The 16,434-nt window shown below is 71.9% G+C and carries 16 protein-coding genes; 9 read left to right on the top strand and 7 right to left on the bottom strand.

What is annotated here, in order from left to right; genetic code table 11:
* Window positions 1-147: 147 nt before the first annotated feature.
* The 4 genes from ACQPW6_RS17735 to ACQPW6_RS17720 all read right to left on the bottom strand — a co-directional run bounded on the left by ACQPW6_RS17735 (window position 148) and on the right by ACQPW6_RS17720 (window position 4,883).
* Window positions 148-1,332: an FxsB family cyclophane-forming radical SAM/SPASM peptide maturase gene (locus ACQPW6_RS17735; protein WP_433894573.1), complete on the bottom strand. Its 1,185-nt coding sequence runs from the start codon at window positions 1,330-1,332 to the stop codon at window positions 148-150.
* Between the two features lie 100 nt (window positions 1,333-1,432).
* The gene (locus ACQPW6_RS17730; RefSeq protein WP_433890606.1) at window positions 1,433-1,636 is read right to left on the bottom strand and encodes a hypothetical protein; all 204 of its coding nucleotides are present in this window, start codon (window positions 1,634-1,636) and stop codon (window positions 1,433-1,435) included.
* 252 nt (window positions 1,637-1,888) lie between these two features.
* On the bottom strand, window positions 1,889-3,166 hold the full coding sequence (locus tag ACQPW6_RS17725; RefSeq protein ID WP_433890605.1) for a chitinase: 1,278 nt from the start codon (window positions 3,164-3,166) through the stop codon (window positions 1,889-1,891).
* A 226-nt stretch (window positions 3,167-3,392) separates the two neighbouring features.
* A complete protein-coding gene (locus ACQPW6_RS17720; RefSeq protein WP_433890604.1) occupies window positions 3,393-4,883 on the bottom strand; it encodes a PstS family phosphate ABC transporter substrate-binding protein in 1,491 nt (496 codons plus the stop codon).
* 173 nt (window positions 4,884-5,056) lie between these two features.
* Here ACQPW6_RS17720 and ACQPW6_RS17715 point away from each other — a divergent pair, with 173 nt between their 5' ends.
* On the top strand, window positions 5,057-6,289 hold the full coding sequence (locus tag ACQPW6_RS17715) for a HEAT repeat domain-containing protein (protein ID WP_433890603.1): 1,233 nt from the start codon (window positions 5,057-5,059) through the stop codon (window positions 6,287-6,289).
* 76 nt (window positions 6,290-6,365) lie between these two features.
* Here the strand turns inward: ACQPW6_RS17715 and ACQPW6_RS17710 are convergent, their stop codons facing one another.
* On the bottom strand, window positions 6,366-6,977 hold the full coding sequence (locus ACQPW6_RS17710) for a snapalysin family zinc-dependent metalloprotease (RefSeq protein ID WP_433890602.1): 612 nt from the start codon (window positions 6,975-6,977) through the stop codon (window positions 6,366-6,368).
* A 613-nt stretch (window positions 6,978-7,590) separates the two neighbouring features.
* Here ACQPW6_RS17710 and ACQPW6_RS17705 point away from each other — a divergent pair.
* From ACQPW6_RS17705 to ACQPW6_RS17685, 5 genes are all read left to right on the top strand, one after another.
* Window positions 7,591-8,718 (top strand): metallophosphoesterase, encoded by a 1,128-nt coding sequence (locus ACQPW6_RS17705; RefSeq protein WP_433894572.1) that lies wholly within the window; start codon window positions 7,591-7,593, stop codon window positions 8,716-8,718.
* 99 nt (window positions 8,719-8,817) lie between these two features.
* Window positions 8,818-9,669 carry an ABC transporter ATP-binding protein gene (locus tag ACQPW6_RS17700; RefSeq protein WP_433890601.1) on the top strand — a complete coding sequence of 284 codons (852 nt, stop codon included), beginning with the start codon at window positions 8,818-8,820 and terminating at the stop codon, window positions 9,667-9,669.
* A complete protein-coding gene (locus ACQPW6_RS17695) occupies window positions 9,669-10,553 on the top strand; it encodes an ABC transporter permease (protein WP_433890600.1) in 885 nt (294 codons plus the stop codon). Before ACQPW6_RS17700 ends, ACQPW6_RS17695 begins: the two co-directional genes overlap by 1 nt.
* Window positions 10,511-11,842, top strand: a complete 1,332-nt coding sequence (locus ACQPW6_RS17690; protein ID WP_433890599.1) for a sensor histidine kinase — start codon at window positions 10,511-10,513, stop codon at window positions 11,840-11,842. Before ACQPW6_RS17695 ends, ACQPW6_RS17690 begins: the two co-directional genes overlap by 43 nt.
* Window positions 11,839-12,459 carry a response regulator gene (locus ACQPW6_RS17685; RefSeq protein ID WP_433890598.1) on the top strand — a complete coding sequence of 207 codons (621 nt, stop codon included), beginning with the start codon at window positions 11,839-11,841 and terminating at the stop codon, window positions 12,457-12,459. Before ACQPW6_RS17690 ends, ACQPW6_RS17685 begins: the two co-directional genes overlap by 4 nt.
* Window positions 12,460-12,501: 42 nt before the next feature.
* Here the strand turns inward: ACQPW6_RS17685 and ACQPW6_RS17680 are convergent, their stop codons facing one another.
* Window positions 12,502-13,137, bottom strand: coding sequence for a hypothetical protein (locus tag ACQPW6_RS17680; protein WP_433890597.1), 636 nt, complete (start codon window positions 13,135-13,137; stop codon window positions 12,502-12,504).
* A 108-nt stretch (window positions 13,138-13,245) separates the two neighbouring features.
* The gene (locus ACQPW6_RS17675) at window positions 13,246-13,680 is read right to left on the bottom strand and encodes an ATP-binding protein (RefSeq protein WP_433890596.1); all 435 of its coding nucleotides are present in this window, start codon (window positions 13,678-13,680) and stop codon (window positions 13,246-13,248) included.
* 209 nt (window positions 13,681-13,889) lie between these two features.
* Here ACQPW6_RS17675 and ACQPW6_RS17670 point away from each other — a divergent pair, with 209 nt between their 5' ends.
* The 3 genes from ACQPW6_RS17670 (at window position 13,890) to ACQPW6_RS17660 (ending at window position 16,385) form a co-directional block, all read left to right on the top strand.
* The gene (locus ACQPW6_RS17670) at window positions 13,890-14,711 is read left to right on the top strand and encodes a helix-turn-helix domain-containing protein (protein ID WP_433890595.1); all 822 of its coding nucleotides are present in this window, start codon (window positions 13,890-13,892) and stop codon (window positions 14,709-14,711) included.
* Window positions 14,708-14,932, top strand: coding sequence for a DUF397 domain-containing protein (locus ACQPW6_RS17665; RefSeq protein WP_433890594.1), 225 nt, complete (start codon window positions 14,708-14,710; stop codon window positions 14,930-14,932). Before ACQPW6_RS17670 ends, ACQPW6_RS17665 begins: the two co-directional genes overlap by 4 nt.
* Before the next feature lie 175 nt (window positions 14,933-15,107).
* The gene (locus tag ACQPW6_RS17660; protein WP_433890593.1) at window positions 15,108-16,385 is read left to right on the top strand and encodes a transcriptional regulator; all 1,278 of its coding nucleotides are present in this window, start codon (window positions 15,108-15,110) and stop codon (window positions 16,383-16,385) included.
* Window positions 16,386-16,434: the final 49 nt, after the last annotated feature.

Below are 16,434 nucleotides of genomic sequence, written 5' to 3'. Positions count from 1 at the left end.
CCCGCCTTCAAGTCGCAGTCCACTTGGCCGTCCAGCCCCGTGCCGCAGCCCCGCCCCCGTCAGTGCTCAGGACAAGATTCTGACGCTGCTTCACCTGCCGTGCAACGACATCTGGCTCACAACGGGTTCACTCGGGCGGCAGCGGATTCACTGGGACAGCAGCGGACCGGAGCGCAGCACCGGCTCGATCCGGTGCGCCACATGGCGGATGAGCAGTTCGAGGTCGGCGCAGTACACCGACCTGTTGCGGAAGCCGCTCTCCCGGCGGTAGCGGTGCGCGTAGTGGCCGCCACCACACACCCGCAGCACCGGGCAGGTCAGGCAGTCCGCGCCGAGCGCGTCCAGGCCCAGGTGCCGGGCCGCGATGCCGGGGTGCTCCAGGACGTCGTCGAAGCTGTTCCTGAAGACGTTCATGCCGGTCGTGGGGGCCTGTGAGTACGCCGCCTTGAGGCTGTCCACCTGCTCGATGTCACCGTCCGTGTCCACGAGTACGGCGGCGACCGGGGAGAGCCCGACGGCCTCCGCACGGCTCGGGAAGCCGAGCAGCAGCCCGATGATCTCGGTGAACAGCCGTACCCGAGTGCGGTACTTGCCGCCGTCGAACCACCGGTCGAAGACCTCGGCCAGCCACTCTCCGTACGGTGCCGCGCCGGCGCTCGACGGGCCCTTGCCGGGTGGCGGCGACTCCCAGTTGGCGTGCGGGAGCAGGAAGTCCAGGGCCGGCGGCCGGAGTTCCATCAGCGAGTCGTGGACGTCCCGCGGGTCCAGGTCGAGGTCGATGGTGCACAGCAGTCCGGCGTACGCCTCCGGGTGGTCGGCCAGCAGGGCGAGGCCCCGGGTGGCGGCGTGCCAGGAGGGCCGGCCCGCGTGGTCGACCCGGCGCTTGTTGTGCTCGGCCCGGCCGCCGTCGAGGCTGACACCGACCCGGACGCCGGCCTCCGCGAGCCGGCGCACCACCTCGGCGGTCAGCAGGGTGCCGTTGGTCTGCACGCTGACCTGCACCTCGCAGTGCTGCCCGGCGGCGGACTCGACCGCGGCGCGCACCTCGGCGACCTGCCGCAGCGCGGTGTCCACCCCGCCTAACAGGGGCTCGCCGCCGTGCAGTTCGACCCGGATCTGCCGCAGCCCGTGCACGGCCACGTGCTCGCCGATCCGCTCCGCGCTGCGTTCCAGCACATCCTGCCGGACCCGCGGCGGCCGGTCCCGCCAGGACTGGTCGGCGGCGTTGTAGACGTAGCAGTAGCTGCACAGCAGGTTGCAGCGGCTGTTCAGCTTGAGGACGAACTGCTGGAAGGGCACCGGCGGGGTGCCCGCGTGCCGGAGGGCGGCCACGTCGAGCAGCCGGTGCGGCCACGGAGCGGAAGCGTGCACGTCCGCCACGTCCGCCACATCGGCGGAGCCCGTCGCTCCGCCTTCCGGACGATAACCCACCTCAGGGACTGTCCTCGTAGTACGCGATCGGCAGGCCCACCGTCTGCGCCTGGCGCTCCAGCAGATGGCGCAGCACCTCGGTCAGCACCGGATGGTCCGTGCCGCTCCGCAGCAGCTCGGGGCTGACGCCCGCAGGAGGACGGAACCGGTCGGCCTGACCGGGCCCCTCGACCACGGGGCGGTCGTCCAGCCGGGGATTCGACACAGTGCTCCCTCCACGATCAGCCACCATGGACGTGGCTGTGCCGTCTCCCGTCGTGCGTGACACGGCGACGGGGCCATGCTAAAGCCCGCCGCGGGTCTCCGAGTCCTCAACGCGGTTTCACAGCGGCGCGAGTCCGCTTCCTGTCACTCCGGCACCCGCGGACGACAGCGCGGAACCCCGGCTCAGGCGGTGGCTGAGCCGGGGTCCGGTGCCCGGGCGTACGTGGTTCAGGCGGCTGCGTTCAGGAGCGGGTCAGCAGGCGCCGAGGTCCTGCCAGACGCCCCACTCTCCGGTGGTGCCGGGCTCCTCGCCCTGCGTCCACCACTTGGCGTTCCAGTTGTGGCCCTTCCACGAGACCTTGTTGCCGCCGGTGTAGATCTGCGAGGCGCTCCACGAGGCGTTGGCGCAGGTCGACGAGCCGCCGGTGGTACCGCCGGTCGTAGTCCCGCCGGTTGTCGTACCCCCGGTGGTGGTACCTCCGGTGGTCGTACCGCCCGTGCTCGTACCGCCGGTCGAGGTGCCGCCGTTGCCGCCGGCGAAGCGCTGGAACGCGTCGGTGAACGCCAGCGTGTTCTGGCTGATCTCGCTGCACGTGGGGAGCGAGTTGGCGTTGCCGCCGCACGGCTGGTCGCGGGTGATCGCCCAGAACGCCAGCCGGCCGACGTTGTTCTGGGTGGCGAAGTTCACCACGGTCGTGGCGTCCGCCAGGGTGAACGTGGAGCCGTCGTCGTTCTTGCCGATCATCGGGGTGATGCCGAGGTTGGCGTAGGTGTAGCCGGAGTCGACGGACTTCATCTGGGACATGGTGGCCTGGGCCGCGGCGACCGAGCCCTGGCCCATCTCGGTGCCGGTACCCGAGTAGTAGTCCATGGTCATGATGTTGACGACGTCGATCTTGATGCCGGCGGTCTTGGCGGCCTTGAGGATGTTCACGCCGTCGTTGGTCAGCCCGCTGGCCAGCACCGGCAGCGTCATGGAGAACTTCAGGCTCGGGTTGGACGCCTTCAGGTCCTTCATCGCCTGCATCTGCCGGGCCGCGGCGGCGGTGTCCGCGATCGCCGCGCCCTCGATGTCGAAGTCCAGCTGGGTGACGCCGTAGTCGTTGATCAGCGCCTGGTAGCCGGCGTCGATCGAGCTCTGGTTGCTACAGGTCCAGGCGAGCGCAAGGCCGCTGGCGCCACCGGAGGAGATGATGACGGAGGCGCCCTCGGACTTCGCCCTGGCGATCAGCGGGTCGGTGAAGGAGTCGTTGCCGATGGGGAGGGTGTCGCCCCAGATCTGGTTGCAGCCGGAGCCGATCACGAAGGCGGCGGTGTAGGCCTTCAGGCCGTGCCCGGTGATGGCCGTGTCGAGCAGGCCCTCCTGGCCGTTCGACATGTCGGTGTAGGGGGCCACGGAGTAGGTGCCGGTGGCGGCCGGACTGGCCGCGGTGGTCGCGGCGGCGTTGCCGTCGGGGGCCAGGGCGAAGACCGCGCCGGCGGACGCGAGTATGAGCGCGGTCGCTGAAGTCGTCCATTTCGCAAGGTGCATGGGAGTCCCTCGGACGTGGGAGTGGTGGGGGGAGTGTGCGTCTCGGGGCCTGAGTTGGTACGTACCAAACCGCGCGGCGGGCGTCGCGTCAAGAGGACTAGACCAACTTGCTGTTTTGCGGCGCCACTTCGCCTGCTGCGCGGGGCCGCGCACCGGGCCTCGCACGGGCGCTCCTACCGGGCCCCGCACGGGCGTTCCTATCGGGCGTTCCTGCCGGGACCGGCGGTCACCTCGTGCTGTCGTCCTCGGAGGTGAGCGCCTGGGAGGCCGTGGTGCCGAGGAAGGTGAGGAATCCGGCGGCGAGCGAGTCGCGGGGCAGCCCGGTCTTCGTGTACGCGAACTCGGTGGCGTGGAACGGGTAGGTGGCGCTGCCCGGCGCCAGGCCGCCGATGGTGAGGACGGTCGCCTTCTGCTGGACGGCGGTGGTCAACTCGGCGTAGCCGATCGAGCCGGGGACCTTGCGCACGGTGGCTATCACGTCGTCGGTGTTGGGACGTTCGCAGCGCAGCACCTGGCCGTCGGAGCCGGGGAACCTGCGCACGCAGTCCTCCGAGGTCTGCGCGGCCTCGCCGCCGCCGTTCAGCAGGGTGTCCCGCAGCACCTTCCTGGTGCCGGAGTCGCTCCGGCGGCCGACGAGTACGACCGGCAGCGGACGGCCGTCACCCCCGCGATCGGCCTCCTGCGTACCCCAGGCCGGCGCCCGGCCCGTGAAGAGCGCGCGGATCCGGTCCGCGGTGAGGTCGCGGGCCCGCACCCCCGGTCCCGCGATGACCGCGAAGTCGACCTTGCCCACCGGGGCCGCCGTGAGCCCCTTGGTGACGGACGCGTCCGCGGAGCGCCCGTCGCTGAACGCGATGACGTGCGCCGGGTTGTCGGACTGCTGGAGCACCGACAGCCCGCTCTCGCTGCCCTCCGCGTCCACCCGGACCGTCGAACCCGGGCACAGCGACTCGTACTTGCGGCTCAGCGTCTGCACGGTCGGCTTGAACGCGGTGGACCCGACCACCGTCAGCGTGCCGCGGTGGCAGAAGTCCGGGTGCGCGGTGCGGTCGGGGCCGAAGACGAGGTAGCCGCTGAGCCCCAGCACGCAGGCGAGCAGCACCCCGAGCAGTCCCTGCGCCGCCCGGCTGAACCGGCGCGGGAGGTCGTCCACCGGGGCCGAGCGGTTCTCGTGCACGTCGCCGTCGATCAGCTCCGGGCTGACCTGGATCGCGTTGCCCGGTTCGCCGCCGGTGAGCAGCACCAGCAGCTTGAAGTGCTCGCCGCGCGGGAGTTCGACGCGCGGTAAGTGGAGCACCGACTGGTCGTGCCGGTCCTGGCCGAAGCCCTGGTCCTCGGTGAAGTACCGGTTCAGATAACGGGAGTTGCGCGGGAACAGCACCGAGTACTTCGAGATCCGTCGGCGTTCGAAGTCCACCGAGAGGCCGTGCTCGGGACCCGGGTAGTCCGAGCTGTGGATGTCGTGGGAGCCGTCGTTCTCGATCCGCAGCAGGACCAGCGATCCCGGTTCCACGCCGTCGAGTTGGAAGATCCCGGTCGCGGACGCGGTGGCAGGGTCGGCCCCCCGCCGGTCCACCGGCACGTCCATCTGCACCCGGTACCCGATCCGGCGCCGGCGCGGCCTGCGGTCGGCGACGAACGGAATGAGCGTTGCCGCGGTGCCGATCACCGTCCCCACGACCGCGATGACGTTGTCCGCCGACAACCAGTCCTGCACCGGGTCCCCTCCCCCGCGACACCCACCGCCCCCCACGCTAACCACGCCCAGCCCCGCCCCCACCCCCGCTCACACGATGTTCGACGGCCGTTCACCGCCCGTCCGACCGGCGGGTCCCGATCACCGGGTGGGCGGGGGTTGCCGGGGGGCCGGCCGGCGGGCAGGGTGAGGGGATGGGGGAGGAGACGTCGGTGGAGGCCGGGGCGCGGGGGGCTTCGCGGGGTGAGGTGCTGCGGGATGCCGTGCTGGGTAGGCGCGTTGAGGAGATCGAGCGGCTGGTCGAAGCCGGTGCCGATCCGGGCGCGCCGTGGGACGACGGCACCGATCCGGTGGCCTGGGCGGTGGACCACGGCGAGCCGGACGTGCTGCTCGCGCTGATCGGGCGCTCCGGTGACGACGCGGCGAAGCCGGACAGCCGACACCGCCGGGCGCTGCGGCTCGCGCTGCGCTGGCTCGACATCGATCCGGAGGTCGAACTGCGGCGCCGGCTCGGCGTGTCCGACGCGGCGGGCGTCACCGTCAGCCACCGGACCGTCCCCGGCGAGGACTACGGCCCGACGGTGCTCCACGTCCGCGTGACCACCGCCGATGGCCGGCACGCCGAGACCCGCAAGGCCCACTGGGCGATCGTCAGCGACCTGGAGAGCCGTCTCGGACTGCGCACTCCCTGCGAGGAGTTGGTGGCCCGCGCGATGCACTACGCGTGGCCGGACTCCGACGACTGGTCGGAGTCCCTGGTTCTGCTCTCGATGCGGGAGGACACGGAGACGTACCGCTGCGCCGCCGCGCTGGTGGGGGACGAGTCGTCCGCCGCCCGGCGGCGGTTCGGCGCGGAGCTGCTGCACTCGATGAGCTTCGACGAACGGCCTTTCGGGGCCGAGGCCGTGGAGCTGCTGCGCGGCCGGCTCGGCGTCGAGACCGACCCGGGCACGCTGGACTCGCTGCTCGGTGCGTTCAGCGAGTACGCCGGCCGGGTCGTCGGCGACCTGGGCGCCGACGACCTCGGCGCGATCCTGGCGCACGCCGCCCACCCGAACGCGGACGTCCGCCAGCGGGTGTGCGGGGAGATCGGGTTTCCCCGGCCCGCCGACCCGCCCGAGGTGCTGTCGGCGCTGGTCGCCCTGGCATCCGACCAGGACGGGCCGACCCGGGGCAGCGCGCTGTACGTCCTGGGGGTCTCCGCCCTGGACACCCCGGAGTTGCGCGAGCTCTTCGCCGCCCGTCTGACCGATCCCTGCGCGGAGGCCGCGCTGGAGGCGGCCTGCGCCCTCACCGTCCGCCACGACGACCGGGCCCGCCCGTATCTGACGCGCATCCGCCTTGAGGCCGAGTACGAGGGCCAGGTGTTCTGGCGCCTGGACCAACTCGACCACGACTCGCGCGTCCGTAAGTACCCGGTGGACTAGCCGTATCGCGGACCGCGTCCGCCAACTCCCTCCGTGGGCAGCACCCTTGAGGAGGCGGACGCCGTCCGCTGCCGGGTCAGCGCGAGGAGGCCAGGGACCCCTGGGCGGACCAGACGTCCACCACCACACGCTGCCGGTTCGGGAGCAGCGCCTTCGCGCCGGAGGCGTAGTAGCGGTCGACCTTCGCCGCCTCGGACGCGTTCGGCTTCGCGTTCGTGCACGCGGTGCCGGGGCCGTGGCCGGACATGATCTCCGAGCAGGGGCCCGTGTAGTGGTCGAGCAGGCCGAGGATGTGGCCGGTCTCGTGGGCGGCGATCCGGGTCATGTCGTAGCCCTCGTCCACCGCTTCCTGGCCGAGCTGCACCTCGCCGCTGCCGCCGGGGAAGATCGGGCCCAGCGTCGTCTGCGGCCAGCCGCTGGTCGCCACGTAGACGTAGTCGGCCGCGCCCGGCGAACTCGCGGGCTGGAGGCGCACGTTGTGCTCGGCGGCGTTCCAGTTCTGCACGCCCTGGGTGATCGCGCTCGCCCACTGGCCGGCCCGGCTGGCGTCGTAGGTCAGGGTGATCACCGCCGCGGGCGCCTTCGCGGCGGAGTGGGCGGAGTGCGCGGGCTGCGCCGCGGCGACCCCGGTCGCGGTGCCCAGCATGGCCGGGATCAGTGCCGCCACGGCGACTATTCGCTTGATCATGAGACTCGTCCGCCTCCTCAGAAAACAGGTGTCCCGTGCGCCACAAGGGCACCACGCCGGTGACCGGCTCCACAAGTACGCCGTACTCCGCTTGTGTTGAGGACGAGGCCGTCGGCCCGCTCGGCATCCGGGTGCCGGATGATGGGGGTTGACGGCGGTGGGGCAGTGGATGCGAGGGGTGGCGGGTGCGGTGACGGAGAGCGAGTCCATCCGGGCGGAGCGGGATGTTCGGGCAGCCGGCGGGGAGTTGACGAGCGACGTGACCGTCGCGGGACCCGAGGCCGGACCCCAGGCGGGGTCCGCCACCGCACCCGGCACCGTGCCCGATGCCGGGCCGGAGACCGAACGCCGGGGCGAGCCCGACACGGGACTTCAGGCCGTGCCCGGGCCCGGGCCTGACACCGCGCCCGGCAGCCAACCCCAGGCAGCGTCCGAAACCCCGCCCGGCAGCGGACCCCAGGCAGCGTCCGCAACCCCGCCCGGCAGCGGACCCCAGGCAGCATCCGCAACCCCGCCCGGCAGCGGACCCCAAGCCGAGTCCGAAACCCCGCCCGGCACCGGGCCCGTCCCCGTCCCCGCACCCGGAAACCCCCGCCGCCGCCCGCGGCGGCGGATCGTCATCGTCCTCCTCGTCCTCACCCTCCTCTTCGCCCTCCCCTGGTGGACCCTCTTCGGCTCCGGCGCCGGCTGGCCGTTCCCGGTCTTCCTGGCCGGCACGGTCGTCTTCGCCTGCTGGATGGCCACCTTCCCGTTCCTGATGGCCGCCGGCCACGGGCGGCACAACGACCGGGCGGCGCGCATCGCGGACAGCACGCTCGGGGCGGTCTGGGTGCTGTTCACCTGGTCGGTGATCGGCGGGCTGGTGCACCTGGTGCTGATGGGGCTCGGCGTCGGCGGCGCCGACCGGGCCAGGGTCGTCGCCGTGGCGGTCGCCGCCGTCGTGGCCGTCCTGCTGGCGTGGGGGAACCGCGAGGCCATGCGCGTACCGCGGATCAAGCGCCTGGACGTCCAACTGCCGCGGCTCGGCGCCGGGTTGGACGGGACCCGGGTCGTCGTCCTGGCCGACACCCACTACGGGCCGATCAACCGGGCCCGCTGGTCGGCGCGGGTCGCCGAGGAGGTCAACGCGCTCGAACCGGACGTCGTCGTCCACGCCGGCGACATCGCCGACGGCACCCCCGCCCAGCGCCGCGGGCAGTCCGCGCCGCTCGGGACGATCACGTCACGGCTGGCGAAGGTCTACGTCACCGGCAACCACGAGTACTTCGGCGAGGCCCAGGGCTGGCTGGACCGGATGGCCGAACTCGGCTGGGAGCCGCTGCACAACCGCCACGTCGTGGTCGAACGCGGCGGCGACCGCCTCGTCCTCGCGGGGGTGGACGACGTGACCGCGGAGTCCTCCGGCCTGGCCGGGCACAGCGCGAACCTGTCCGGCGCGCTGGAGGGCGCGGACCCGGACCAGCCGGTCCTGCTGGTCGCCCACCAGCCCAAGTACGTCCCGCAGGCCGCGGCCGCCGGCATCGACCTGCAGATCTCCGGCCACACCCACGGCGGCCAGATCTGGCCGTTCAACTTCCTGGTCAGGATCGACCAGCCGGTGGTCCACGGCCTGAGCCGGCACGGCGAACGCACCCAGCTCTACACCAGCCGCGGCACCGGCTTCTGGGGCCCGCCCTTCCGCGTCTTCGCCCCGAGCGAGATCACCCTCCTCACCCTCCGCGCGACCCCGGCCGCCGGCTGACGGGGACCTCAACACCGGGGCCCGTGTCCGTCGTTCGGTGGACGGAGGGCGGGCCTCGCGGGGGACCCGCCGCCCGGCCAGGGCGGGGACCTTGGGGGTATGACTCAGGAAGCGGTACGCGTACGGGGGCTTCGCAAGCGGTATGGCGACGTCACCGCGGTCGACGGGGTGGATCTAGGTATCCGGCACGGCGAGGTGTTCGGGATCCTCGGGCCCAACGGGGCCGGCAAGAGCACGACGGTGGAGATACTCCAGGGGCACCGGAGCAGGGACGCCGGCGAGGTGTCGGTGCTCGGGGAGGATCCGGGGCGGGCGAACCGCCGTTGGCAGTCGAGGGTCGGGATCGTCTGGCAGGACGAGTCCGCGCCGGCCGAGTTGACGGTCGCCGAGACCGTACGGCACTTCGCGCGGTACTACCCGAAGCCCCGTGACCCGGACGAGGTCATCGCGCTGGTCGGCCTGGCCGAGAAGGCCGGCAGCAGGACCAAGGCGCTGTCCGGCGGCCAGCGCCGCCGCCTGGACGTCGCACTCGGCGTGATCGGCGCCCCCGAACTCCTGCTGCTGGACGAGCCGACCACCGGCTTCGACCCGGCGGCCCGCCGCCAGTTCTGGTCCCTGATACGGGACTTGGCCGACGAGGGCACCACCATCATCCTCACCACCCACTACCTGGACGAGGCCGAGGCGCTGGCCGACCGGCTCGCGGTGATCGCGGCCGGCCGGGTCGTCGCGGAGGGCGAACCGGCCTCGCTCGCGGGCCGGGCGCAGGACCGGGCCACCGTGCACTGGGCCGAGCCGGACGGCTCGCCGCACAGCACCGAGACCGACACCCCGACCAGGACGGTCGCCGAGCTGAGCGCCCGATTCGACGGGGAGATCCCCGAACTGCGGGTCACCCGGCCGACGTTGGAGGACATCTACCTGCGGCTCATCGGACAGGAGGCCAACTGATGGCTGTCAGCCGTACCGTCACCACCAACTCCGTTCCGGCGCAGACGGGTTCAGGGGCATCAGGCCCGGAGAGCTCCGGGCGGCTGCCCGGGGCCTGGTCGCTCGGCCTGCTGCGCGGCGGCCTGGAGATCAGGCAGTTCTTCCGCCGCAACGAGCAGGCCATCTTCACCTTCGCCTTCCCGATCGTCTTCCTCTTCCTCTTCGCCACGATCTTCGACGGCACGATGAAGGGCGCGGGCGGCGCCACCGCCCCGCAGTACTACGTCGCCTCGATGACGGCCGCGGGGATCATGTCCACCAGCTTCCAGTCACTGGGCATCTCGATTGCGATCGAGCGGGACGAGAAGGTGCTGCGCCGGCTGCGCGGTACGCCGATGCCGCCGGCCGCGTACTTCCTCGGCAAGATCTGGTTGGTGCTGTTCACCGGCCTGCTGGAGACGGCGCTGCTGCTGGTGTTCGGCTCGCTGGTGTACGACGTCAGCCTGCCGTCGGACCTGACCGGCTGGCTCACCTTCGGGTGGATCTTCGTCCTCGGGATCACCGGCTGCGCGCTGCTCGGGATCGCGATCAGCAGCGTGCCCAAGTCCGCGCAGAGCGCCAGCTCGGTGGTCGTCCTGCCGTTCCTGGTCCTGGAGTTCATCTCCGGGGTGTACATCCTGATCGACGCGCTGCCGAACTGGATGCTGACCGTCGGGGCGTTCTTCCCGCTGAAGTGGATGTGCCAGGGGCTGCGCGGGGTGTTCCTGCCGCACGCGGCGGCGGCGCTGGAACCGGCGGGAAGCTGGGAATACGGGCGGATCGCCCTGGTGCTCGGGGCCTGGTGCATCGGAGGATTGGTGCTGTGCCTGCTGACGTTCCGCTGGAAGAGCCGTACGGACGGGTGAGCGCCGGCCCGGGGCCCGGGCCGGGGCGGGGTGTGGCCGGGCCGGGGTGGCTCAACTCTTCGGCCGGGGCCCGGGCTTCGCACGCCTGGGAGGGGTTCCGGCCCTGGGACCTCTACTTCGCGGTGGTCTGGGTCGTCACCGAACTCTTCGCGCTGGCCGCCGAGAACCCGGACCTGAAGGTCCGGGTGGTGTCCGCCGGGCTGTTCGCGCTGCCGGTGCCCTGGTACCTGTGGGCGCGCCGCGCGGTGCTCGGCGTCACGGACGAGGACGAGGTCGCCGCGCGCCGGTACATCGTCGTCCTGGTGCTGCTGTACCTGCCGCCCGCCGTGCTGGTCGGCGAGACCAGGCTGGCGGCGTTCGCGCTGGTGCCGCAGTGCTTCATGCTGCTGCGCCGGGGCACGGCGCTGGCCGCGGTGTTCGTGGTCAACGTGCTGCCGATGGTGGGCTGGGCGCTGCTGTGGCGGCCGGAGCCGCACGACCTCTACTACAACTCGCTGTTCGCCGTCGTGACGCTGGCGTTCTCGCTGGTCGTCGGCCGGTGGATCATGCGGATCATCGCGCAGAGCGAGGAACGGGCGGACCTGGTGGCCGAGTTGGACGCCAGCCGGGAGGAGGTCGGCCGGCTGTCGGCGGAGCGCGGTGCGCTGGCCGAGCGGGAACGGATCTCCCGGGAGATCCACGACACGCTCGCGCAGGGCTTCACCAGCCTGCTGATGCTGGTGCAGGCCGTGCAGTCGGAGGTGGACCGCGACCCCGAACAGGCCCGCAGGCACCTGGCGTTGATGGAGGGCACGGCCCGCGACAACCTGGCCGAGGCGCGCGCCCTGGTGGCGCACGGCACCCCGGCCGGGCTCGACGGCGGCTCACTGCCCGACGCCGTAAGGCGGTTGGCGGCCCGCCAGGAGGAGCAGACCGGCGAGCCGGCCGCCGTCGAGATCACCGGGGCGGTCAGGGCGCTGCCGCCCGCGGTGGAGGTGGTCGCGCTGCGCACCTGCCAGGAGGCGCTGGCCAACGCCCGCCGGCACGCCGGCCCCGGCGCGGTCGTCGCGCTCGGCCTCGACTACACCCCGCGGGCGCTGCGGCTCTCCGTCCGCGACACCGGCTGCGGCTTCGACCCCGACCGCCCCGCCCGCGGATACGGCCTGCCCGGCTTGCGCGCCCGCGCGGCGGAGATGGGCGGCACGGCGGTGATCCGCAGCGCGCCCGGCGAGGGGACCACGATCACCGTCGAACTGCCGCTGGCGGACGGCGACTTGCCTTTGGCCCCGGCAGTCGGGGGTGAGCGGTGATCCGGATCCTGCTCGCCGACGACCACCCCGTCGTCCGGGAGGGCCTGCGGGCGATGCTCGACGCCGAACCGGACCTCGAGGTCGTCGGCGAGGCGTCCAGCGGCCCGCAGGCCGAGGCGCTGAGCGCGTCGCTGCGGCCGGACATCGTGCTGATGGATCTGCGGATGCCCGGCGGTGGCGGCGTGGAGTCCATCGTGCGGATGACGGCGGCCGGCCTACCCTCCCGGGTGGTCGTCCTGACGACGTACGAGACGGACGGCGACATCCTGCGCGCCGTCGAGGCGGGCGCGGCCGGCTACCTCCTCAAGGACCTGGCCCGCGCGGAACTCGCCGACTCGGTCCGCTCGGCCGCCCGCGGCGAAACGGTCCTGGCCCCGTCAGTGGCGGCCCGCCTGGTCGACCAACTCCGCCACCGCCCGGAACGCCCCCGCCTCTCGGAGCGTGAGACCGCAGTCCTACGCCTGGTAGCAGAGGGCTGCACGAACGCGGAGATCGGCCGCCGTCTGTTCATCGGCGAGTCCACGGTGAAGACGCATCTGCTCCGCAGTTTCGCGAAGCTGGGAGTAGCCGACCGCACGGCAGCGGTGACGAGCGCGATGCGCCACGACCTGCTCTGAGCCGGGCCCTCCGCCGGGCGGGGACGGGGGGTGGCCGGGCGATCAGCCCGGTCGATGAGGTCCCATCTCGTCGTCGAGGTTGGTGAGGTGGCAGCCGTGGAGGGTGCGGACGAGTTGGGAGGCGATGGTCCAGCGGATTTCATGGTGGTGGTAGGCGACGATTGCGTCGGTGAGGGGGCGGTGGGGGTTGCGGGGGTCGTACAGGGCGCCGTAGACGCCGACGATGGGGTGGTGTTTGACGCGGACGGCGACGTAGGTGTTGGTGAGGTGGGGGCACATGCGGACGGATCTGCGGGCGCAGGGCAGGCACAGTGGGGGGTGGACGGCGGCCATGTCGTTGGGCCAGCCGGGCCAGTGGTCGGGGCCGCCCCGGTCGTCGTGCAGCAGCCACAGCACGCCGTCCTGGTTGCGGTCGGCGGGTCCGGCGCAGACCTGGCAGCGCAGCCCGGTCATGACTTCGCGTTGGCGTAGGGAGTGGACCTTCCCCAACTGGGGTTCGCCCTGGCCGGGTTGGTGGGTGATGCGGTTCCACAGCACGCCGTGCTCGTCCCGGTCGCTGGGCCGTTCGTCGTGGTACGCCACCCGGCCGAGGAAATCCATCACCCGGTGCGGGCGTTCGGTGGTCTCCTCGCTCCACGTGGAGATATAGGGAACGGTGACCATGACGCGCCCGGTCACCTTTCTCCCCGCCCGGCCCGCGGGCGCGTAGTTTCGCGTGCTATTGCGCTCCCGTGGTTTTCGACAATGCGCGCCCATACGCGTTTCCCGCCGATACCCGGGTCACGGTCAAACCCCCAACGCCCCCCGGTGATGGCATCCACGAGCCAAAGCCCCCGCCCGTTCTCCGCCCCCCGGTCCGGCCGCCCGCATGACCGGGATGACGCCGCTGCCGTCCGCCACTTCCACCCGCACACCAGCGGGTTCCCGCTCATACCGCGTCTCGACCTCCCGCCCGCCCCCACCCGCGTTGACGGCATTGGTCACCAACTCGCTCACCACCAGCTCAGCGGCATCGCGGAGTTCGCTCAACCCCCACTCGGCGAGCACCCCCCGCAATTCGCGGCGCACGGCCGGCACCGACGAGGGGGCGCACGGCCAACGCCCAACCACCACCGGCGGCACCCGGTCCGCGTCGTCCGGAACCCGGCGCTCGGTGCGCGCCCCGGGTTCGAGTAACGGCATGCCATTCGCCGGAATCGTGCCTTGGAATGTGCTGCTCACCGTTCGCCTGCCTTCGTCGTCTGGAGGGGTGTGGGGCCCGCGTCCATTCGCTGCGGTCCTTGGTTGCGGGGGTGAATCACCCCCTCGTGCATTTGCAACCGGGTCTACACACACAGTGACCTGCGAGGCGTACTCTCGACAGTGCTGAGCCCATGCCAACGCGCCCGGCATAAAAGAGAACCGGCTTGGCATACCGGGGAGTTGAACAGGTGAACGAGAACGCAGACCGTGATGACGGCGCCCCCAGGGACGCAGCCTCATTCTTCGGCGAGGAAGTGAAGGCACTCAGGCGGGCGCTCGGACTGTCGCAAGAGGAGTTCGCCCTCAAGCTGCGCTACAACCAGGGCCAGGTCTCGAAAGTGGAGAGCGGCAACGTGATGGCCTCCGAGTCGTTCGCAAAGGCCATGGACCGGGTCGCCGGCACGCCGGGGGTGTACCTGCGGTTGCGGAACAAGCTCGCCAAGCGGGGCATCCCGGACTGGTTCGCACCGTACGTCGCGCTGGAGCAGAAGGCGGAGGTGGTGAAGATGTTCCACCCCACGCTGCTACCGGGGCTCGTACAGATCCGTCCCTATGCCGAAGAGGTCCTGCACGCCGGTCGGCCGACCAACTTGGCGGACCTGATCCGTGTTCGGATGGAGCGGCAGGAGATCTTGACCCGCGACGATGACCCGGCCAGGCTCTGGCTGATCCTCAACGAGTCCGCCCTTCGCAACCCGGTGGGGAATGCGGAGATCATGCGTTCCCAACTCCGGCACATCCACGAGCTCGCCGAGACCCCAAGGCATCGTGTCCAGATCATCCCCAGGGGCAAGGTCAACAATCTGGTGGTCAGCCCCTTCGGGCTCCTCACCTTTGCGGACGGGCCGGACGTGGCGCACGTCGACGGCTTCCCGCGCGGCTTCGTGCTGTCGGAACCTGACGATGTTGCTGAAGCCCGGGATGCCTATGATTTGTTGGTGGCCAAGGCCGCGCCGCCGGATGAGACGGCCGAGTTGATCAACTCCATTGTGAAGGACTGCTACTCATGACTCACGCCGACCGGCCCGAGGCCCCCGACTGGACCTCCTCCAGCTACAGCCAGAGCAACGGCGGCGAGTGCGTCGAGTGGGCGCCGACGCACGCGGCGGCCACCGGTGAGTTCCTGGTCCGGGACAGCAAGGACCCCAACGGCCCGGTGCTGGCCTTCCCCGCCGACGCGTTCGCCTCCTTCGTCGCGGGCGTTAAGGCCAGGGAGTTCCCCACCGTCTGACCCGCCCCACCCACGCCACAGGCCAACGGCCCCGCCGCCCCTCACCGGGCAACGGGGCCGTTCGGCATCCCGCCCCGGCCCGCAAGTCGTGCCGCGCGGGTGCGTTCTCCGCCGGGGGGCCGCTTTGGGGGGCCGGGACCGGGCGAGGGGACTTTGGGACACTGGGGAGGCGGGCATGATGGCACCTGAGGGCATCGGCGCCGTACTGCGTGCGGCTCGTGAGTCGGCCGGACGCACCCGCGAGGAGCAGGCGGCGGTCCTGCAAGAGGCCCAAGGCGGGCGTTGGTTCGACCCGGAGAACCTGAAACGCTGGGAGACCGAACGGCGGTTACCGATTCCCGCCTGGCATGCGCTGCTGGCCCAGGTCTACGGCCTGACGGCCGCGGAGATCGCCCAGGCGCTGAGGGCGAGCAGGCAGCGGCGCAGGCTCCAGCGTCAGGCCGGCGCGGACACCGGAGAGGAGGACACGGAGGTGGACCGACGAAGGTTTCTCGGTGCGGCGGCGGTCGCGGCGACAGGCACGGTGGCACTGCCCGGTATCGCTGAGGCGAGGCAGGGCATCGACGCGGCGCTGTCCGGTTCCGATGCCGGTGATCTCGCCTATCTCGACGGGGCGTTCGAGCGGCATCGTGGCGGATACCACGGCCGGCCCCCCGCCGTCGCCCTGGCGCAGATGCACGGTGACCTCGACCTGCTGCGGAACCTGCTCAGCCGCCCGCATGCCGCGAACGCGCGGGCGGACCTGGCGCGTACGGCTGCCGGAATCACCGGGCTGGTGGCGATCATCCAGCACGACCGCAGCGACCAGCGCGAAGCACACGGCTGGTTCGCCACCGCCGAGCGGGCGGCCCGCGAGTCCGGTGACCGGCAGATGCTCGCATGGGCGCTGGCCCGGCACGCGATGGTCCCGCTCAACTACGGTGCCCCGAGGGCGGCTGCCGACCTCGCCGTCCGGGCCCGCACGGAAGCCGGGCCGCGGCCGTCAGCGGCTGCCGCGCTCGCATCGGCGGTCACCGCTCGGGCTCTCGCGGCGGTCGGCGACCAGGAAGGCGCGCTCCGTTCGGTCGCCGACGCGCGCCGCATCGCCGAGCACCTGGACGGAGCCCAGGCCGCCGACACGTGGTTCGGCTACCCGCCGCAGAAACATCACGTGCACTTGTCCCAGGCGTTCACCCTCCTGGGCCGTACGCGTGACGCGTATGCCGAGCAGGAGGCGGCGCTCGCCCTCACGCGCTCACCCTCCGTGATGACCCGCGCGCTGCTGGAGATGGACGCGGCGACGTGCCTGAACGCGGACGGTGATCCGTCGGCCGCGGCGGACAAGGCGGTCGGCGTCTGGCAGCGGCTGCCGCAGCCGTACCGCGACGGCCTCGTCAGGTCCCGTGCCGAGACCCTGCACCAACTGCTTCCCGGCACCGCCCACGCCAGGCTCGGTGAGGCGCTCGGGAGTTGACGGCTCGCACGGACGGTGACCGTGCACCCGGAATGCTCGCGTCGCTGTC

Origin of the sequence: Streptomyces sp. CA-111067 (assembly GCF_050956065.1) — a bacterium.
Classification (GTDB): domain Bacteria; phylum Actinomycetota; class Actinomycetes; order Streptomycetales; family Streptomycetaceae; genus Actinacidiphila.
Note: the sequence above shows the minus strand (reverse complement) of the source record. Positions and strands in the feature narration are given on the sequence as shown.